Below are 18,707 nucleotides of genomic sequence, written 5' to 3'. Positions count from 1 at the left end.
ATTCCTATTTGGTTCTAAAGGCAAAATTGCAGGTTGTGACGAACCCCACAATACCCTAGTAACGCCAGCGGTTATTGCGACGATATTGCGGCACTTTCGGCGATTTGATCGCCTTGATAACCCATACCACAGCAACCGCCAACAGCAGCCACGGCAACAGTTTGATCATCAAAGCAAACATTCCGCCCAGGAACATCACCGCGGTTGCCACCACCAGCGCAGCCAGGATGCCCAACAGCGAAACGCCAGTGACCATCAGCATGATAAAAAAGCCAAGCACAAAAAGTAGTTCCAGCATGACGCTCTCCCATAATGAAATTCTGCTCAATGCTTTACAAAATGCGTGCCAACATTAATTCGTTGATATATAAACAAAACGCCCCGCGGCAGTGCGCAGGGCGTGGTGAAATTGACTAACTAATGGTGAAATTTTAACGCTTATCAGCAACCAGTTTTAGCGCATGCTCAAGCACGTTGATATCCGCACCGGCTTTATGGGCATTTTCGCTCAGGTAACGACGCCACTGACGCGCGCCCGGAATGCCCTGGAACAGGCCGAGCATATGGCGGGTGATATGGCCTAAATAGGTCCCCTGGCGCAGTTCCCGCTCAATATACGGATACATCGCCCGTACCACGGCCACCGGATCGGCATCCGCCGTGTCAACGCCGAAAATCTCCCGGTCAACCGAGGTCAGAATTCCCGGATTCTGGTACGCTTCGCGCCCGACCATAACGCCATCCATATGGGCAAGGTGCGCTTTCGCCTGTTCCAGTGACGTAATACCGCCGTTAATCGACAGGGTGAGATGCGGAAAATCCCGTTTGAGCTGATAAACCCGTGGGTAATCCAGCGGCGGAATTTCGCGGTTCTCTTTCGGGCTTAATCCGGAAAGCCAGGCTTTTCGGGCATGAATGATGAACATGTCGCATTCACCGTTGCCTGAAACGGTATTCATGAAGTCACAGAGAAATTCATAGCTGTCCTGGTCATCAATACCGATGCGCGTTTTTACCGTCACCGGTATCGACACCACGTCACGCATCGCCTTCACGCAATCGGCTACCAGCTGCGCGTTCCCCATCAGGCATGCGCCAAACATACCGTTCTGCACGCGATCCGATGGACAGCCGACGTTAAGGTTGATCTCGTCATAGCCGCGAGCCTCCGCAAGTTTTGCACACTGCGCAAGCTGAGCCGGATCGCTTCCCCCCAGTTGCAGTGCCACCGGATGCTCCTCATCGCTGTACGCCAGGTAATCGCCTTTGCCATGAATAATGGCGCCTGTTGTGACCATCTCGGTATAGAGCAACGTCTGGCGAGACAGCAGGCGCAAGAAATAGCGGCAATGTCTGTCCGTCCAGTCGAGCATCGGTGCGATGGAGAAACGGTGAGCGGGAAAGGCAGCGTGTAATTCTGATGACATGGCGATTTTTTGAGCGTCTGGTGAACAAGGGGCGCTACTATAGCACAAAGGTAAACCGGAGACGTAACGTCTCCGGTGCTGCCTCAGAACGTCATGCTGAGCTGCGCGCCTGCCCCCCAGGTTTCGTCTTCACCATACAGACCCATCAGATCCACATGAACGCGGTTGAACGGAGAAAACCCAACGCCGCCGGTAAAGACATTGCTGTCGTTCGCCTTCACATCAGCACGGTAGCCTGCCCGAACGGCCAGCCAGTTCAGCGGACGAACCTCTGCGCCGACGCCTACATACTGGGAATCATCTTCGCTCTTAAAACCTTTCGTTTCGGTTAGATCGCCATCCGCTGTCAGCGTCACTACGTCGTTATGCCAGGCAACACCCGCGGTGACCAGCGGGCGAATCTGATAGGTATCCTGATAATTACGCGTTTCGCCGGTCAGGCCGTTGGTAATGTAAATCGATTTGGTGTCGATATCGCGCGAGATAAGGTTTTGCCCGCTGACGCCCAGCGTCCAGTTTTCGCCAAAGTCCGCCGCAATCCCGGCATCGACGTTAAAGCCGGTGTCATCGTTGCGGTATCGGCTGCTGTTCCAGTCGCTGCTGTCGTAGTTATAAATCGAGGTCGTGTAATTATAGAGCCAGGTTTTTTGCAGTTTCGGCGTGACGCCAATAGAAAGCGGCACGTCGCCTAAGGCAAACTGACGCGCCACCGCGATACCGTAATCGGAGACGATCGCCGCCCGGCCGGATGCCGTGGAGTTAAGGTGTTTGGTGATTTCATCAGAGCCCTGCAGCGCCGCCCTGCCCGCTTCAACTAACGCATAGGCATCGCTACCCTCGATTCTGCGCAGATAATCAATATCGCCTTGATCGATTGACGCGCTTACACGGCCATGCGCATAGCCTTTCGCCACAAACGCAACGGATAACACCTCGTTGGGAATACTGACCGCCAGTCCGGCCCCGGCGTTAGCATGCGCCGTCTTCCCTTTAAGGTACTCCAGCTCATCGGCAAGATCGCGCGCCGCCCCCTGAAACTGGTTTAACACGCCGCGAGGGTTCAGCAGAACCTCGGCTGGCGTCAGGTTATCGACGACGTCATCGTAGTAGTCGATTTTGTCGCTGATTTCATCAATCTCATCCTGCAAGTTATCCTCGTCGGTAATTTGCGCCCCAACCGCAGGAAGGATGACGGTAATGCTGTCCTCAGGTTTAGCCTTCGCCAGCAAAGCCGGGTTGATGAGAACCCCACTGCCATAATGTGCCGAAGCCACGCCCGTCCCGCCCATTGCATCGTTACGCGCTTCCGCCCAGGTATTTGCCGCGTTCGCCTGGTGTGATACCCAAAACGAAACCGCGATCGCCACCACCGAAAAGTTAAAATTTTTATTCACAGTAAACCCATTTTTATTAGCAGGTGAAATAACGCCTCTGCCAGTATCAACGCAGCAGAGGAGAACTATTGCTGTGAAAAAATGAATAAAAATGGTGCTATTCGCTTCATGCAGAATGGGGCTGAAGCGTTCTCTTTTTGTGATATGCCTCAATATGTATAGAAGACTTTATTAAGCGCGGAAAGATTCGCAGACGATATATCGTCACTGGCAGGATCTCGGCGTTTCCTGCAGAACATGATAAAGTGAGGGTTTATCGCCCCACGCTAACCGAGGTGCCCAATGGAAAAGACCACAACGCAAGAGCTGCTGGCGCAAGCTGAAAAATTGTGCGCGCAACGCAATGTGCGACTGACCCCGCAGCGCCTCGAAGTGTTACGCCTGATGAGCCTGCAGGACGGGGCGATTAGCGCTTACGATCTGCTCGATCTGCTGCGGGAATCAGAGCCACAGGCCAAACCGCCGACGGTTTACCGGGCGCTGGATTTTCTGCTAGAGCAAGGGTTCGTGCATAAGGTGGAATCCACAAACAGCTACGTACTTTGTTATCTTTTCGATCAGCCGACGCATACCTCAGCCATGTTTATCTGCGATCGCTGCGGCGCGGTGAAGGAAGAGTGTGCGGAAGGGGTGGAAGATATTATGCATACGCTGGCGGCAAAAATGGGTTTTGCCCTGCGTCATAACGTGATTGAAGCGCATGGGTTATGTTCAGCGTGCGTGGAGGTTGAAGCCTGTCGTCATCCCGGCGATTGCCAACATGACCATTCTATTCAGGTCAAGAAAAAACCCCGTTAATGGCGCGAGCGGCAAGGCGCGCCGCTCACTGTAAGCAAATAAAGGGCAGTACGTCCTTGTACTTTTGGGCAGGAGGGTTTACCAGCGGTAGTCGTTGCGGGTTTCCCAGTCACCTACCTCTTTTTCCGCCTGATCTTTCTGGTAGCCATAACGTTCCTGGATTTTACCTACCAGCTGATCGCGCTTACCTTCGATAACCGTCATGTCATCGTCGGTTAATTTGCCCCATTGCTCTTTCACCTTACCTTTGAATTGTTTCCAGTTACCACCGGCTTCGTCTTTATTCATCATAAAGTCCTCTTCGTTAGGCTGTGAATAGCGAGTCTACGTCATCCAACGTTGCTACGTTTCTTGCTGGACGTGATATTAAGTGTAGTCAGGGATTCTGGGTTCGGTTGAGTATTCAGAATATTTAACCGTCACGTTGCCGAAAACCAGGTACCGTTACGCCAGTGCCGCCGCCAAATCCATGCTAACGAAAGTCCGCGCAGCGCCAGGAAAACCGCCAGCGCCAACCACAAACCGTGATTCCCCAATGCCGGTAGCGCCAGCAGCGTTAACGCAAAACCCGTCGCCGCCACCGCCATACTGTTACGCATTTCCGCAGCGCGGGTCGCGCCAATAAACATGCCATCCAGCAAGTAGCACCAGACGCCGACCAACGGCAGGATCACCTGCCAGAACAGATAACGATCGGCTAACTGTTGCAACTGCGGCAGTGAGGTCAGCAGCGCGATTATCTGCTCCCCCACCAACAGGTAGGTCAAAGAAAACAGCAGTGCTACGATGCCTGACTGACGACACGCCGCCCGCCAGACCTCCAGCAATTGACTGCCGTCCCGCGCGCCATACGCCTGGCCGGAATGCGCCTCAACAGCGTAGGCAAAGCCGTCCAACGCATAGGCGGTAAAAGTAAGCAGCGTCATGAGCACTGCGTTCACGGCAATGATGTCGCCGCCGAGCCTTGCGCCAAGAACAGTAATGGCGCCAAAGCAGAGCTGGAGCAGCAGCGAACGCAGCATAATGTCGCGATTAAGCGCCAGCAGGCGACGAATATTCCCGCGCCAGGCCTGCTTTAACATCGCCATCGAGACGCCGCGCAGATGCAGCACCTTGCGCACCATCAGCATTCCCAGCAATAGCGTGGCGTATTCAGCTATCACCGTGGCCAGCGCAGCGCCCTGCACGTTCATATGCAGACCCATCACTAGCCACAGGTCGAGGATAATGTTGAGGATGTTACCGACAATCAGCAGAATCACCGGCGCCCGCGCATACTGCACACCGAGCAGCCAGCCCAGCAGGACCAGATTGGCCAGCGAGGCAGGCGCGCTAAGCCAGCGGATTTCCAGGAAGCGTCTTGCCTGCGCCAGCACCGCTTCGCTACCGCCGACGATATGCAGCGCCAGATCGATCAGCGGCGTTCGGCAGAGCGCAATGAGCAGGCCAGCGCCCAGCGCCAGCAACAATGGCTGTACTAACGCGCGCGCCAGCGCCTGTGGGTTCTTCGCTCCAAACGCCTGCGCCGTAAGCCCGGTAGTGCTCATTCGTAAAAAGAGCAGCAGCATGAACAGAAAACTGGTAGCCGTCGCCCCAACCGCCACCCCGCCGAGGTAAACAGGACTGTCAAGGTGGCCTATCACCGCGGTATCCACCAGTCCAAGCAGCGGCACAGTGATGTTGGAGAAAATCATGGGTAAGGCAAGACGCCAGAGCGCTTTATCAGCAGATGCAAAGAACGGCATGAGAAGAAGCCTGAGGAGCAGTTATCGTAGATTTAAAATTATACAGGCCTGATAAGCACAGCGCTGCCAGGCCTGGCGCCGGATAACAGCGCGTACGCTCTTATATCCGGCTAAATGAAATTACAGCCATTCACCGTTGCGGATGACGCCGACGGCCAGCCCTTCAATCGTGAAGCTTTGTTCACGCAGATCCACGACGATCGGTGTAAATTCGCTGTTTTCTGGCAGAAGCTCGACTTTGTTGCCCTGTTTTTTCAGGCGTTTTACCGTTACTTCGTCATCAATGCGCGCCACGACCACCTGACCGTTACGTACATCCTGCGTTTTGTGTACCGCCAGCAGATCGCCGTCCATAATGCCGATGTCTTTCATCGACATACCACTGACGCGCAGCAGGAAGTCGGCATTCGGTTTAAACAGTGACGGATCGACCTGGTAATGGCCTTCAATGTGCTGCTGCGCCAGCAGCGGCTCGCCTGCCGCAACGCGACCGACCAGCGGTAAGCCATCCTCTTCTTCCTGCAGCAGTCGAATGCCGCGGGACGCGCCGGAAACGATTTCAATCACCCCTTTGCGCGCCAGCGCTTTCAGGTGTTCTTCAGCGGCGTTTGGGGAACGGAACCCCAAACGCTGCGCGATTTCCGCACGCGTCGGCGGCATACCTGTCTGGCTGATGTGATCCCGAATAAGATCAAACACCTCTTGCTGCCTGGCCGTTAACGCTTTCATTCCGCCCCCTGGGTGTATATACAGTTATGCTGTGAGTATATACAGCTAAAGGTGATTTTGGAACCACAAACTGCACAATGATCCGCAGTTTTATGCGGTTATGGAACGGAGCGCGTATGTTGTTAGCGAAAATGGGCCCACAGCAGAATGCCCCAGGTGATCAGCGCGACAATAATGGAAAGCAGCACTGCCGCCGATCCCATGTCCTTCGCCCGTCCTGACAGCTCGTGATATTCGGATCCAATACGGTCGACGACGGCTTCAATTGCACTGTTTAAAATTTCAACAATCATGACCAGCAGCACCGAGCCAATCAGCAGAACGCGGGTAATAGCATCGACATCCAGCCAACAGGCGATGGCCACGCCTGCCAGCACCGCAATGCTTTCCTGACGGAACGCCGCCTCGTTGACCCATGCTGCGCGAAACCCCTTCCAGGAGTAACCGGCTGCTTTAATAATTCGGGTGAATCCAGTGGTATTGTTAGCCATTAAAAGAACCTTTTTGCATTATTGGCGTCAATGACAATGCTTTGTTAGCGCGTATAATCTGAGTGCGGGCAACGCGGCGCGAAGTATGACCGTATACAACAGAAATTCACATGACTTTCTGATATCCTTGCAGCGCATTTGCATTATTAACCAGAGGCTTTACATCGTTTATGTCCGGCTGGCCACGAATTTACTATAAATTACTGAATTTACCATTAAGCGTACTGGTAAAAAGCAAGTCTATTCCGGCGGATCCTGCCCCGGAACTGGGACTCGATACCTCTCGCCCAATTATGTACGTTTTGCCGTATAACTCCAAAGCGGACTTACTCACACTGCGCGCGCAGTGTCTGGCGCACGATCTTCCCGACCCGTTAGAGCCGCTGGAGATCGACGGCACGCTGCTGCCGCGCTATGTCTTTATTCATGGCGGACCGCGTGTCTTTACGTATTACACGCCGAAAGAAGAATCTATCAAGCTGTTCCATAACTATCTCGATCTGCATCGCAGTAATCCAGACCTGGATGTGCAAATGGTGCCGGTCTCGGTGATGTTTGGCCGCTCGCCTGGACGTGAAAAAGGCGAAGTGAATCCGCCGCTACGTATGCTTAACGGCATTCAGAAATTCTTTGCCGTCTCCTGGCTGGGGCGCGACAGCTTTGTGCGTTTCTCGCCGTCCGTGTCGCTGCGCCGCATGGCCGACGAACACGGCACCGACAAAACCATCGCGCAGAAACTGGCGCGCGTGGCGCGTATGCACTTCGCCCGTCAGCGTCTGGCGGCGGTCGGTCCGCGTCTGCCGGCGCGACAGGATCTGTTTAACAAACTGTTGGCCTCGAAAGCCATTGCCCGCGCGGTAGAAGACGAGGCGCGTAGCAAGAAGATCTCCCACGAAAAAGCGCAGCAAAACGCCATTGCGCTGATGGAAGAGATCGCTGCGAACTTTTCTTACGAGATGATTCGCCTGACCGACCGCATTCTGGGCTTTACCTGGAACCGGCTGTATCAGGGGATCAACGTCCATAACGCCGAGCGCGTGCGCCAGTTGGCCCACGACGGGCACGAAATCGTCTATGTGCCGTGCCACCGCAGCCATATGGACTATCTGCTGCTCTCGTATGTTCTTTACCATCAGGGGCTGGTGCCGCCGCATATCGCTGCCGGTATCAACCTGAACTTCTGGCCTGCGGGACCGATTTTCCGTCGCCTGGGCGCGTTCTTTATCCGCCGCACTTTTAAAGGCAATAAGCTCTATTCGACGGTGTTCCGCGAGTATCTCGGCGAACTGTTCAGCCGCGGCTATTCCGTTGAATACTTTGTCGAAGGCGGGCGTTCCCGTACTGGCCGTTTACTGGATCCGAAAACCGGCACCCTGTCGATGACCATCCAGGCGATGCTGCGCGGCGGTACCCGTCCGATTACGTTAGTCCCGATTTACATCGGCTACGAGCACGTTATGGAAGTGGGCACTTACGCCAAAGAGCTGCGCGGGGCGACGAAAGAGAAAGAGAGCCTGCCGCAGATGCTGCGTGGCCTGAGCAAACTGCGTAATCTCGGTCAGGGCTACGTTAACTTCGGCGAACCGATGCCGCTGATGACGTACCTCAACCACCACGTTCCCGACTGGCGCGAGTCTATCGACCCTATTGAAGCGGTGCGTCCGGCCTGGCTGACGCCGACGGTTAACGGTATTGCTTCTGAACTGATGGTGCGCATTAACAACGCAGGGGCGGCGAACGCCATGAACCTGTGCTGCACCGCGCTGTTGGCGTCACGTCAGCGTTCGCTCACTCGCGAGCAGTTGACCGAGCAGCTCAACTGTTATCTGGATCTGATGCGCAATGTGCCGTACTCCTCTGACTCAACGGTCCCGTCGGCCAGCGCCAGTGAACTGATCGATCACGCGTTGCAGATGAATAAGTTTGAAGTCGAAAAGGATACCATTGGCGATATCATCATTCTGCCGCGCGAGCAGGCGGTACTGATGACCTATTATCGCAACAACATTGCCCATATGCTGGTTCTGCCGTCGCTGATGGCGGCGATCATTACCCAGCACCGCCGTATCTCCCGCGACGCGTTGCTGCAGCACGTGGATGTCCTTTACCCAATGCTGAAAGCCGAGCTGTTCCTGCGCTGGGAGCGCGATGAACTGGCTGGAGTCATTGACGCGCTGGCGACAGAAATGCAGCGTCAGGGGCTGATTACCGTACAAAACGACGAGCTGCATATTCATCCTGCGCGTTCCCGCACGCTGCAACTGCTGGCGGCAGGCGCACGCGAAACGTTGCAACGTTACGCCATTACCTTCTGGCTTCTGAGCGCGAACCCATCAATCAACCGCGGTACGCTGGAAAAAGAGAGCCGGACCGTGGCGCAGCGTTTGTCGGTTCTGCACGGCATCAACGCGCCGGAGTTTTTCGACAAGGCTGTGTTCAGTTCGTTAGTGCTTACTTTACGTGACGAAGGCTATATCAGCGATACCGGCGATGCAGAACCTGGCGAAACCATGAAGGTGTACCAGATGCTGGCGGAGTTGATTACCTCGGATGTGCGCCTCACTATCGAGAGCGCGACGCAAAGCGAGTAACGTATAAAAAAACCGGTCGAATGACCGGTTTATTGTTTATAAATGCCAGTAGCTCATCGCCAGCCCGATAAACAGCGCCAGTCCGACATAGTTATTGTTCATAAACGCTTTGAAGCAGGCTTCACGTTCGCGGTTAGCAATCAGCTTCTGCTGATACGCGAACAGCGCGCCAGCGACCACAATCGCCCCGTAAAATCCTATCCCCAGTCCGTTCAGCCAGCCAATCAGCGCCATCAATACCAGCACCGCGACCTGCAAAATACCGATGATCAGCTTGTCGTTTTTACCAAACAGAATAGCGGTCGACTTAATACCGATCTTCAGGTCATCGTCACGGTCAACCATCGCATACTGTGTGTCGTAGGCCACCGCCCAAAGTATGTTAGCCAGGAACATTAACCAGCAGCTCAGCGGCACCGATTCGCTCACTGCGGCAAAGGCCATCGGAATCGACCAGCCAAACGCCGCGCCCAACACCACCTGCGGCAAATGGGTGTAGCGCTTCATAAACGGGTACACCCAGGCCAGCGCCAGCGCGGCAACGGAAAGTAAAATAGTCATCGTGTTGAGCGTCAACACCAGCAGGAAGGCGAGCATCACCAGCACGACAAACAGCGTCCGCGCCTCTTTTTCAGTCACTGCGCCGCTGGGTAACGGACGGTTCGCCGTGCGCTTCACGTGGCCGTCAAATTTGCGATCGGCATAGTCGTTTACCACGCACCCGGCGGCGCGCATCAGCCAGACGCCTGCAACGAAGACCGCCAGAATCCACAATGGAGGCACGCCAGGGGTCGCGACCCATAACGCCCATAGCGTCGGCCAGAGCAGCAGTAAGGCGCCAATGGGCTTATCCGTCCGCATTAAGCGATGAAACGCCAGAAGCTTGTTCTGCGTCAGACTCCACTCCATTTTATTTTCCTCTTAGTACAACGGTGATGCCGGTAAAAACAGCTCGGTCAGCAACAGCGGCTTACCGCTCAGCCGCAGGCGCGAACGCCGCCCCCAAAGCCCGGCATCACAACCAATCTCAATAAAATCTCGGGTTAATGTCGATGATGTAAAAAGATAGCGCCCTAACGGGATTTTGCCCAATTTTTGTAGGGCTATTTCCGGGCCGCTGAGGGTGGATTCAGGCACCACTGTGCGTCCGGCAAGCCAGGGTTCGTCATCGGCGCATAACAGGATTTCACGCAGCCAGTAGCGGGACTCTTGCGGCAGCAACGCCAGTTCGTCCGCTACCTCTTGTTGCCCGACAAAGCCTTCTCTTATCAGCGTCACCGTGACCCGTTTTCCCTGCTGCTCAAAACGTTTTGTCATGGAATCTTCCAGTAACAGCCAGTCGAGCTGTTCTGCATCCAGCGCAGGGATCGCTTCAAAATAGCGCAGCGCACGCAGTTGCGTTAACGCGGGGTGTGACATGCTGACTCTCCGTTTCATAACTGAAAGTCATTGTATCGCAGAAAAGCGATTACAGAAGGAAGAAACGCAGTTAAGTGATCTGTTACGCAACAGAAACGTAACAATTCGCATCGAATGCTAAAACGAGGGCGAAAAAAAGGTGCGCCACAAGACGCACCAGTTGTTGCAAATCAGCAATGTGGGGAGAACCTTACCCCTTGCCTTTTACACTGCTGATAAAGGTGGAACGAGCAGATGTCGACCCCAGGCGTTCAGCTTCATCAAGCAGTTTCAGCGCTTTATCCACGTCACCTTTGGCGACGGCGTCTTTAATCGCCTTGTTAAAGTAGCTTTCAGTGTCGTTCAGCATCGGCTCGCTTTTCTTAACCGGCGCAGGTGTCGGCGCGGCAGCGGGTGCGGCATAGGCAGGCGCAGGCGCGGCGGTATTACCGACCGTCACCGGACCCGGGCCGGACGATCCAAACAGCGGCCCTACCAGCACGCTGGAGCTGCTGCTGGTTTTCACTTTCAGTGTCAGCAGGCCGTCGGTGGTGTGACGGGCTACGGGGTCCGGAATATCCGGTACGGCGTTACCGACACCTTTGGCATAGGCTTTGGCCGGATCAAGCAGCGTAGTGGTCTGCTGGAGATCTTTCTCGGTGGTAAAAACCAGCACGTAGAGCTTCTGCTGGCCCAGCGCTGGCGTCAGACGCATCACCCCTTCCAGACGATCCGCGCTCATTACGCCCGGTGCCTGGTAGGTGAAATAACTGCTGGGGAAAAACGCGGATGGCGTCATGTTCTGATCAAGAATCAGCACGTTCGGCGCAAAAACGCTGGTTTGTTTATTCACTTCGCTGGAAAGCGTAATGTTCAATTCGCCGATATTCGCCGGGACGCTCCAGGCCGCGACGGGGCCGGTAATGCCCGCCACGTCGAGACGCTGGCCGCCGGTTGAAAGCTGGACAGATTGCGTTTTAGATTGATCGGCCGGCGTCCAGGTTAATTGCTGGAGCGCAGCGGTCGGAATAGTCGGCGCGGCGCTGGTGTTTTGCGGCACATAGTTGACCTCAGCCAGGCTGATGCCCGGCGCGCTGGCGAGTAACCCTGCGGATAAACAAAGGGCGACGAGACTTTTCTTCATTTTCATTGTTATCACCTCAGAAAGCATGGGTTCAGCGGTGGCCAGGCAATAGCGCGCTAAACCGCGAGAAAACAGAGGGGCTTACGCCCCTCGTTACGTCAGGTTAATGCCGGATTACCACCAGATTTCCATCTGGGCGCCGAAGGACCACTCATCGTTGTCGCCACGGCTGAAGGTACGGGCGCTGGTATCGCTATAGGCGATGCCGTTGTCATAACCCCATTTTTCATCCCACTTCGCGTAAGTTGCGAAGACACGGATAGCCGGACGAGACCAGATGCTGTCGCCCGCCTGCCACTGTTGCGCCAGGGTGATTTTGTACTGGTTGTTGGTGTCGTCGGTACGCTGAGATTTCACGTTGTCGTAACCCACTTCCATCAGGGTGCTCATGATCGGCGTCCATTTGAACATTGGGCGCACACCCACGGTCCACCAGCGCGTACCGTTTTTGTCGTCACGGTCGATATCCTGATACATACCGACGTACATCAGATCCCAGCGATCCCCCAGCGAGATGGCGCCGTGGTCAAGGATACGTACCAGCGAACCGTTGTTATTGATTTGGTTGTTAATGTAACCAATCTCATTATCGCCGTCGTAGTTATTGCCGGTGTAGGAGCCTTGCGGAACCCCTTTACCCTGCGTCGTCATTGCGTCGGTAGCGTACTGAACTACAAACTTGTTGTAGCCCTTCAGCATGCTCTGGGTGTGTTCAGCGGTGAACATCCAGCCGTCTTTGGTTGCGCCGTCGGCGTAACTGTAGCCGTCGGTTTTGTTAGCGCGACCATAGTCAACGCCCAGCTCCAGTACGCCGTCCGGGTTGGTTTCCAGTCCTGCTAAACGCACGTCGAACACGTCGTTCGCTGTGTCTTTATAGTCACGATAGATATCGTTGCTGGAGAAAATATAAGAACCGCCCGCTTCCTGAGAACGGGTCGCGGCCAGAGACAGTTTACCGAAGCCCAGATCGATGTTTTCAATACCGGCGCCAGGACCGGAAATATCCCAGTAGTAGAAGTCGATCATGTGGACGTCATGACGCTGATAGAAGCGCTTACCGGCCCAGATAGTGGAGCCCGGCAGCCAGTCGATCAGGTTTTTACCCTGTACGTTGGCTTCACGGAACGCCGGATCGGTGGCTTCCCAGTCGTTCTGCTGCGCGACGGAGTAAGCGACGTTAGTATCGAAGTAAAAACTCTTATCGCCCTCTTTCCACACTTCCTGACCCAGTTTCAGTTCCGCGTAGGTTTCACATTCGTTACCGAGACGGTACTTACTTTGAGCGCCGGTTGCCTGGAAGCACTGTTGTTCGCCGCCACTGCCCGTCCAGCCAATACCGGAACGAGCATAACCATGGAAATCCACGGCCATTGCCTGAACAGACATCATGCCTGCTGCTACGGCAACCGCCAGGGGGAGTTTGCGCAGAGTAATCATCATTCTATCTCCTGAGATCATTGCTTTTCTTTAAACGCGTCACCGGTCGGGCTGCCGCTTTGTTGGCTTGATGCCGCCACGTCGGGTTTTACGTTTTGTTTTTTTAATGGGGAGCCTTAAACGCCCGGTTCCTTGTGCAACCGACGACATGCGGTGCCATCCTCACGGAACAGATGGCAACGCTCTGGCGGCAGGCCGATAGCGAATGTGGCGCCCTCTTCTACCAACACCACGTCGTTCTGGCGGTAAACCAGGTTCTGACGGATGGCGGGGATCTGGATATGAATTTGCGTTTCGTGACCGAGTTGTTCGACAACCTGCACTTCACCTTCCAGGGTGACGTCGGCGATGTCGCTCGGCAACAGGTGTTCAGGACGAATCCCTAAGGACATGTTTGCCCCCACCTGGACATTCGCGCTGTCGACAGGCAGCCAGACGTGCTGGCGGTTAGGCAGCTCAACCTGCACCTGGTCGATGGCGGTGGCGGTGACTTTTACCGGCAGGAAGTTCATCTTCGGCGAGCCGATAAAGCCCGCGACAAAGCGGTCAGCCGGATAGTGGTACAGCTCCAGCGGCTTGCCGACCTGCGCCACGCGTCCGGCGTCGAGCACCACAATTTTGTCCGCCAGCGTCATCGCTTCGACCTGATCGTGGGTGACGTAAATCATCGTGCGGCCCAGGCGTTTATGCAGGCGGGAGATTTCAATACGCATCTGGACACGCAGCGCGGCGTCAAGGTTGGACAACGGTTCATCGAGCAGGAACACGCGCGGTTCCGCCACCAGCGTACGGCCAATCGCCACGCGCTGGCGCTGACCGCCGGAAAGCGCCTTCGGCTTACGCTCCAGCAGGTGCGCCAGTTGGAGTACTTCCGCCACCTGATTGACGCGCTGGTTCATCACCTCTTTTTTGGCGCCCGCCAGCTTGAGGCCAAACGACATATTTTCCGCAACGGTTAAATGGGGATAGAGCGCATAAGACTGAAAGACCATGCCAACGCCGCGTTCTGCGGGCGGGATATCGTTCATTCGGGTGTCACCGATGAAAAGATCCCCGCTGGTGATGGTTTCCAGCCCGGCAATCATACGCAGCAGTGTGGATTTTCCGCAGCCTGACGGTCCGACAAACACCACGAATTCCCCTTCGTGAATGTCGAGGTTGATATCTTTCGATACCACCACGTCACCCCAGGCTTTCGTTACATTTCGCAGCTGTACGCTCGCCATGCCCTTCTCCCTTCGTTACAACCTGTCATCGACAGCAACATTCATGATGGCCTGACTATGCGTGATTCATTGATTGCGTAAATCCTCCACCCCCCGGCTTTTTTATGGGGGAGGAGTCGGGAGGATGAGAGAAGGAGCACTGAGACCGACGCCAGGCAGCAGCAGGGAATTTCGTGATGTCGCTTGCAAAAATGGGACTGTTTTTATGTGCGCCAGTACGCATTACTCACATTTATGTAACACAGATCACATAAAGCGGAGGTGGGGCGTAGGGGGAAGGATGATGGAAAGAGGATGTCAATTAAGGAGACTGGGGCACGTTGAACCACTGAAGTCGTACCACGAGCACATCACCAAAAGGATGGCAGATATGAAGATTAAGACTGGCGCACGCGTTTTCGCATTGTCCGCCCTCGCAGCAATGATGATTTCCGCACCTGCGCTCGCCAAAATTGAAGAAGGCAAGCTGGTTATCTGGATTAACGGCGACAAGGGCTATAACGGCCTGGCCGAAGTGGGCAAAAAATTCGAGAAAGACACCGGCATTAAAGTGACCGTTGAGCATCCGGACAAGCTGGAAGAAAAATTCCCGCAGGTCGCGGCCACCGGTGACGGCCCGGACATTATCTTCTGGGCGCATGACCGCTTTGGCGGCTACGCGCAGTCTGGCCTGCTGGCTGAGATCACCCCGGACAAAGCGTTCCAGGACAAACTGTATCCGTTTACCTGGGATGCGGTGCGTTATAACGGCAAGCTGATCGCCTACCCTATCGCGGTCGAAGCGCTGTCTCTGATTTATAACAAAGACCTGGTACCAAACCCACCGAAGACCTGGGAAGAAATTCCGGCGCTGGATAAAGACCTGAAAGCGAAAGGTAAGAGCGCGCTGATGTTCAACCTGCAGGAGCCGTACTTCACCTGGCCGCTGATCGCCGCTGATGGCGGTTACGCGTTCAAGTTTGAAAACGGCAAGTACGACGTGAAAGATGTCGGCGTGGACAGCGCGGGCGCGAAGGCCGGTCTGACCTTCCTGGTTGACCTCATCAAGAACAAACACATGAACGCGGATACCGATTACTCCATCGCCGAAGCGGCCTTTAACAAAGGCGAAACGGCAATGACCATTAACGGTCCGTGGGCGTGGTCAAACATCGACAAGAGCAAAGTGAACTACGGCGTTACCCTGCTGCCGACCTTCAAAGGCAAGCCGTCAAAACCGTTCGTGGGCGTGCTGAGCGCCGGTATTAACGCCGCCAGCCCGAACAAAGAGCTGGCGAAAGAGTTCCTTGAAAACTACCTGCTGACCGACGAAGGCCTGGCGGATGTGAACAAGGACAAACCGTTGGGCGCCGTGGCGCTGAAATCCTATCAGGATCAGTTAGCCAAAGACCCACGTATTGCCGCCACCATGGATAACGCCCAGAAAGGCGAAATCATGCCGAACATTCCGCAAATGTCCGCCTTCTGGTATGCGGTACGCACAGCGGTAATCAACGCCGCCAGCGGTCGCCAGACTGTTGACGCCGCGCTGAAGGACGCGCAGGGCCGTATCACCAAGTAATGTACAGGTAAGGTGCCGGATGGCGGCATCCGCGCTTTATCCGGTCTGCATAACGCTGCAGGCCGGATAAGCGCAGCGCCATCAGACACACTGACCTGCAGGATTTCAATGTTGTTGAGGAAGATCCCCATGGATGTCATTAAAAAGAAACATTGGTGGCAAAGCGACGCGCTGAAGTGGTCGGCGATCGGTCTGCTTGGCCTGCTGGTGGGTTACCTTGTAGTTTTAATGTACGCACAAGGGGAGTATCTGTTCGCCATCATGACGCTGATTTTAAGCTCTGTTGGCCTGTACATTTTCGCTAACCGTAAAGCATACGCCTGGCGCTATGTTTATCCGGGTCTCGCCGGGATGGGGCTGTTCGTCCTGTTTCCGCTGATCTGCACTATTGCCATTGCGTTTACTAACTACAGCAGCACCAACCAACTGGCGCAAGAGCGCGCGCAACAGGTTCTGCTGGACCGCTCTTATCAGGCGGGTAAAGCCTATAACTTTGGATTATACCCGGCGGGCGACGACTGGCAGTTGGCGCTGACCGACGGGGAAACCGGTAAATATTACGTTTCTGACGCCTTCACATTTGGCGGCGAGCAGAAACTCGAGTTAAAAGCAGCGGACGCCCTGCCTTCCGGCGAGCGCGCCAACCTACGCGTCATTACCCAGAATCGCCAGGCGCTGAACCAGATCACCGCCGTGCTGCCGGATGAAAGCAAAGTCATCATGAGCTCGCTGCGCCAGTTCTCCGGCACCAGACCGCTGTACACGCTGGCCGACGACGGCACGCTCACCAATAACCAGAACGGCGTACAGTACCGTCCGAACAACAACATCGGTTTTTATCAGTCCATTAACGCCGATGGCAACTGGGGCGATGAAAAACTGAGTCCGGGCTACACGGTCACTATCGGCTGGGATAACTTCACCCGCGTCTTCACCGACGAAGGCATTCAGAAGCCGTTCTTCGCCATCTTCGTCTGGACCGTCGTGTTCTCGGTGCTGACCGTCATCCTTACCGTCGCAGTCGGTATGGTGCTGGCCTGCCTCGTGCAGTGGGAGTCGCTGAAAGGCAAAGCGATTTATCGTGTACTGCTGATTCTGCCGTATGCCGTTCCATCGTTTATCTCGATTCTGATTTTCAAAGGGCTGTTTAACCAGAGTTTTGGTGAAATCAACATGATGCTGAGCGCGCTGTTCGGTATCAAACCGGCCTGGTTCAGCGACCCGCTGACCGCCCGCTCGATGATTATCATCGTGAATACCTGGCTGGGTTATCCGTACATGATGATCCTGTGCATGGGGCTGCTGAAGGCCATCCCGGACGACCTGTACGAAGCGTCGGCGATGGACGGCGCAGGCCCGTTCCAGAACTTCTTCAAAATTACGCTGCCGCTGCTGATTAAACCGTTGACGCCGCTAATGATCGCCAGCTTCGCCTTTAACTTTAACAACTTCGTGCTGATTCAACTGCTGACCAACGGTGGCCCGGATCGTCTCGGCACCACCACGCCAGCCGGGTATACCGACCTGCTCGTCAGCTATACCTACCGCATCGCCTTTGAAGGCGGCGGCGGGCAGGACTTTGGTCTGGCGGCGGCAATCGCCACGCTGATCTTCCTGCTGGTGGGCGCGCTGGCTATCGTTAACCTGAAAGCCACACGAATGAAATTTGACTAAGGAGGGCATCGATCATGGCTATGGTTCAACCCAAATCTCAAAAGCTGCGCCTCCTCGTGACGCACTTAGGGCTGCTGATTTTTATCGCGGCGATCATGTTCCCCCTGCTGATGGTTATCGCGATCTCACTACGTGAAGGGAACTTTGCCACCGGCAGTCTGATCCCGGAAAAAATCTCCTGGGAGCACTGGCGGCTGGCGCTGGGCTTCAGCGTCGAGCATGCTGATGGCCGGGTCACGCCGCCACCCTTCCCGGTACTGTTGTGGCTGTGGAACTCGGTGAAGATTGCCGGGATCACCGCCATCGGAATCGTGGCGCTCTCGACCACTTGCGCTTACGCCTTTGCCCGCATGCGCTTTCCGGGTAAAGCCACGCTGCTTAAAGGGATGTTGATTTTCCAGATGTTCCCGGCGGTCCTGTCGCTGGTGGCATTGTATGCCTTGTTTGACCGTCTCGGTCAGTACATTCCGTTTATCGGCCTGAACACGCACGGCGGGGTGATCTTCGCCTATCTTGGCGGTATCGCGCTGCACGTCTGGACCATTAAAGGCTATTTCGAAACCATCGACGGCTCGCTGGAAGAAGCGGCAGCGCTGGATGGCGCCACGCCGTGGCAGGCTTTCCGCCTGGTGTTGTTGCCGCTGTCGGTACCGATTCTGGCGGTGGTGTTTATCCTGTCGTTTATCGCCGCCATCACCGAAGTGCCGGTTGCTTCTCTGTTACTGCGTGATGTCAACAGCTATACCCTGGCCGTGGGTATGCAGCAATATCTCAACCCACAAAACTATCTGTGGGGCGATTTTGCCGCGGCGGCTGTGCTTTCTGCCATTCCGATCACCCTGGTGTTCCTGCTGGCCCAGCGCTGGCTGGTTAACGGCCTGACGGCAGGCGGTGTGAAAGGATAAGTTTTACGCTGTACCCGCCCGGAAACGGGCAATGCCACTGCACCCTCAACGTGTATTTATCCAACTTGTGACTGTAATTCGGCGCTCCCCGGAGCGCCTTTTTTTATGTTATTTGATAATGCCGTTATGATTATTATCTTTCGTGCTCACGGTCACTGCTTTTCTATTTTCCTTTTATCACCCGGCG

17 protein-coding genes are annotated in these 18,707 nt (G+C 55.2%); 5 read left to right on the top strand and 12 right to left on the bottom strand.

Annotated features, from left to right (window positions below; translation table 11 throughout):
* Nucleotides 1-55: 55 nt before the first annotated feature.
* The 3 genes from pspG to OOJ60_RS17580 all read right to left on the bottom strand — a co-directional run bounded on the left by pspG (nucleotide 56) and on the right by OOJ60_RS17580 (nucleotide 2,821).
* Nucleotides 56-298, bottom strand: a complete 243-nt coding sequence (gene pspG, locus OOJ60_RS17590; RefSeq protein ID WP_042291214.1) for an envelope stress response protein PspG — start codon at nucleotides 296-298, stop codon at nucleotides 56-58.
* 133 nt (nucleotides 299-431) lie between these two features.
* Nucleotides 432-1,427: a tRNA dihydrouridine(20/20a) synthase DusA gene (gene dusA, locus OOJ60_RS17585; protein ID WP_205612943.1), complete on the bottom strand. Its 996-nt coding sequence runs from the start codon at nucleotides 1,425-1,427 to the stop codon at nucleotides 432-434.
* Nucleotides 1,428-1,510: 83 nt separating this feature from the next.
* Nucleotides 1,511-2,821, bottom strand: a complete 1,311-nt coding sequence (locus OOJ60_RS17580) for a conjugal transfer protein TraF (protein WP_042291219.1) — start codon at nucleotides 2,819-2,821, stop codon at nucleotides 1,511-1,513.
* A gap of 282 nt (nucleotides 2,822-3,103) precedes the next feature.
* Here OOJ60_RS17580 and zur point away from each other — a divergent pair, with 282 nt between their 5' ends.
* Nucleotides 3,104-3,619, top strand: coding sequence for a zinc uptake transcriptional repressor Zur (gene zur, locus OOJ60_RS17575; protein WP_042291221.1), 516 nt, complete (start codon nucleotides 3,104-3,106; stop codon nucleotides 3,617-3,619).
* Between the two features lie 78 nt (nucleotides 3,620-3,697).
* Here the strand turns inward: zur and OOJ60_RS17570 are convergent, their stop codons facing one another.
* The 4 genes from OOJ60_RS17570 to OOJ60_RS17555 form a co-directional block, all read right to left on the bottom strand.
* A complete protein-coding gene (locus OOJ60_RS17570) occupies nucleotides 3,698-3,907 on the bottom strand; it encodes a CsbD family protein (RefSeq protein ID WP_042291340.1) in 210 nt (69 codons plus the stop codon).
* 131 nt (nucleotides 3,908-4,038) lie between these two features.
* Nucleotides 4,039-5,364: an MATE family efflux transporter DinF gene (dinF, locus tag OOJ60_RS17565; protein ID WP_199957613.1), complete on the bottom strand. Its 1,326-nt coding sequence runs from the start codon at nucleotides 5,362-5,364 to the stop codon at nucleotides 4,039-4,041.
* 120 nt (nucleotides 5,365-5,484) lie between these two features.
* The gene (lexA, locus tag OOJ60_RS17560) at nucleotides 5,485-6,093 is read right to left on the bottom strand and encodes a transcriptional repressor LexA (RefSeq protein WP_042291226.1); all 609 of its coding nucleotides are present in this window, start codon (nucleotides 6,091-6,093) and stop codon (nucleotides 5,485-5,487) included.
* A gap of 122 nt (nucleotides 6,094-6,215) precedes the next feature.
* Nucleotides 6,216-6,584, bottom strand: coding sequence for a diacylglycerol kinase (locus OOJ60_RS17555; RefSeq protein ID WP_060570414.1), 369 nt, complete (start codon nucleotides 6,582-6,584; stop codon nucleotides 6,216-6,218).
* Between the two features lie 170 nt (nucleotides 6,585-6,754).
* On the opposite strand from OOJ60_RS17555, the gene plsB reads away from it, so the two are divergent.
* Nucleotides 6,755-9,175, top strand: coding sequence for a glycerol-3-phosphate 1-O-acyltransferase PlsB (gene plsB / locus OOJ60_RS17550; RefSeq protein WP_042291230.1), 2,421 nt, complete (start codon nucleotides 6,755-6,757; stop codon nucleotides 9,173-9,175).
* A gap of 36 nt (nucleotides 9,176-9,211) precedes the next feature.
* Here plsB and ubiA read toward each other — a convergent pair whose 3' ends face one another.
* The 5 genes from ubiA to malK all read right to left on the bottom strand — a co-directional run bounded on the left by ubiA (nucleotide 9,212) and on the right by malK (nucleotide 14,380).
* The gene (gene ubiA, locus OOJ60_RS17545; protein WP_060570417.1) at nucleotides 9,212-10,084 is read right to left on the bottom strand and encodes a 4-hydroxybenzoate octaprenyltransferase; all 873 of its coding nucleotides are present in this window, start codon (nucleotides 10,082-10,084) and stop codon (nucleotides 9,212-9,214) included.
* Between the two features lie 12 nt (nucleotides 10,085-10,096).
* A complete protein-coding gene (gene ubiC, locus OOJ60_RS17540; protein WP_042291236.1) occupies nucleotides 10,097-10,594 on the bottom strand; it encodes a chorismate lyase in 498 nt (165 codons plus the stop codon).
* A 190-nt stretch (nucleotides 10,595-10,784) separates the two neighbouring features.
* The gene (gene malM, locus OOJ60_RS17535) at nucleotides 10,785-11,723 is read right to left on the bottom strand and encodes a maltose operon protein MalM (RefSeq protein ID WP_042291237.1); all 939 of its coding nucleotides are present in this window, start codon (nucleotides 11,721-11,723) and stop codon (nucleotides 10,785-10,787) included.
* 108 nt (nucleotides 11,724-11,831) lie between these two features.
* A complete protein-coding gene (locus OOJ60_RS17530; protein WP_042291240.1) occupies nucleotides 11,832-13,157 on the bottom strand; it encodes a maltoporin in 1,326 nt (441 codons plus the stop codon).
* A gap of 113 nt (nucleotides 13,158-13,270) precedes the next feature.
* A complete protein-coding gene (gene malK / locus OOJ60_RS17525) occupies nucleotides 13,271-14,380 on the bottom strand; it encodes a maltose/maltodextrin ABC transporter ATP-binding protein MalK (protein ID WP_042291242.1) in 1,110 nt (369 codons plus the stop codon).
* Between the two features lie 370 nt (nucleotides 14,381-14,750).
* Here malK and malE point away from each other — a divergent pair, with 370 nt between their 5' ends.
* The 3 genes from malE to malG all read left to right on the top strand — a co-directional run bounded on the left by malE (nucleotide 14,751) and on the right by malG (nucleotide 18,520).
* The gene (malE, locus tag OOJ60_RS17520; protein WP_205612942.1) at nucleotides 14,751-15,941 is read left to right on the top strand and encodes a maltose/maltodextrin ABC transporter substrate-binding protein MalE; all 1,191 of its coding nucleotides are present in this window, start codon (nucleotides 14,751-14,753) and stop codon (nucleotides 15,939-15,941) included.
* 129 nt (nucleotides 15,942-16,070) lie between these two features.
* The gene (malF, locus tag OOJ60_RS17515) at nucleotides 16,071-17,615 is read left to right on the top strand and encodes a maltose ABC transporter permease MalF (protein ID WP_042291248.1); all 1,545 of its coding nucleotides are present in this window, start codon (nucleotides 16,071-16,073) and stop codon (nucleotides 17,613-17,615) included.
* 14 nt (nucleotides 17,616-17,629) lie between these two features.
* Complete coding sequence (gene malG, locus OOJ60_RS17510; protein ID WP_042291250.1) at nucleotides 17,630-18,520, top strand: maltose ABC transporter permease MalG; 891 nt, start codon at nucleotides 17,630-17,632, stop codon at nucleotides 18,518-18,520.
* Nucleotides 18,521-18,707 lie beyond the last annotated feature (187 nt).

It is taken from the genome of Citrobacter sp. R4 (assembly GCF_026719175.1).
Classification (GTDB): Bacteria; Pseudomonadota; Gammaproteobacteria; order Enterobacterales; family Enterobacteriaceae; genus Citrobacter_A; species Citrobacter_A sedlakii.
This window is presented reverse-complemented; position numbering and strand designations above follow the sequence as displayed.

Coding starts and splice junctions, on each gene's coding strand:
- pspG (WP_042291214.1), bottom strand. CDS start 298: ATGCTGGAACTACTTTTTGTGCTTGGCTTTTTTATCATGCTGATGGTC.
- dusA (WP_205612943.1), bottom strand. CDS start 1,427: ATGTCATCAGAATTACACGCTGCCTTTCCCGCTCACCGTTTCTCCATC.
- zur (WP_042291221.1), top strand. CDS start 3,104: ATGGAAAAGACCACAACGCAAGAGCTGCTGGCGCAAGCTGAAAAATTG.
- OOJ60_RS17570 (WP_042291340.1), bottom strand. CDS start 3,907: ATGAATAAAGACGAAGCCGGTGGTAACTGGAAACAATTCAAAGGTAAG.
- dinF (WP_199957613.1), bottom strand. CDS start 5,364: ATGCCGTTCTTTGCATCTGCTGATAAAGCGCTCTGGCGTCTTGCCTTA.
- lexA (WP_042291226.1), bottom strand. CDS start 6,093: ATGAAAGCGTTAACGGCCAGGCAGCAAGAGGTGTTTGATCTTATTCGG.
- OOJ60_RS17555 (WP_060570414.1), bottom strand. CDS start 6,584: ATGGCTAACAATACCACTGGATTCACCCGAATTATTAAAGCAGCCGGT.
- plsB (WP_042291230.1), top strand. CDS start 6,755: ATGTCCGGCTGGCCACGAATTTACTATAAATTACTGAATTTACCATTA.
- ubiA (WP_060570417.1), bottom strand. CDS start 10,084: ATGGAGTGGAGTCTGACGCAGAACAAGCTTCTGGCGTTTCATCGCTTA.
- ubiC (WP_042291236.1), bottom strand. CDS start 10,594: ATGTCACACCCCGCGTTAACGCAACTGCGTGCGCTGCGCTATTTTGAA.
- malM (WP_042291237.1), bottom strand. CDS start 11,723: ATGAAAATGAAGAAAAGTCTCGTCGCCCTTTGTTTATCCGCAGGGTTA.
- OOJ60_RS17530 (WP_042291240.1), bottom strand. CDS start 13,157: ATGATGATTACTCTGCGCAAACTCCCCCTGGCGGTTGCCGTAGCAGCA.
- malK (WP_042291242.1), bottom strand. CDS start 14,380: ATGGCGAGCGTACAGCTGCGAAATGTAACGAAAGCCTGGGGTGACGTG.
- malE (WP_205612942.1), top strand. CDS start 14,751: ATGAAGATTAAGACTGGCGCACGCGTTTTCGCATTGTCCGCCCTCGCA.
- malF (WP_042291248.1), top strand. CDS start 16,071: ATGGATGTCATTAAAAAGAAACATTGGTGGCAAAGCGACGCGCTGAAG.
- malG (WP_042291250.1), top strand. CDS start 17,630: ATGGCTATGGTTCAACCCAAATCTCAAAAGCTGCGCCTCCTCGTGACG.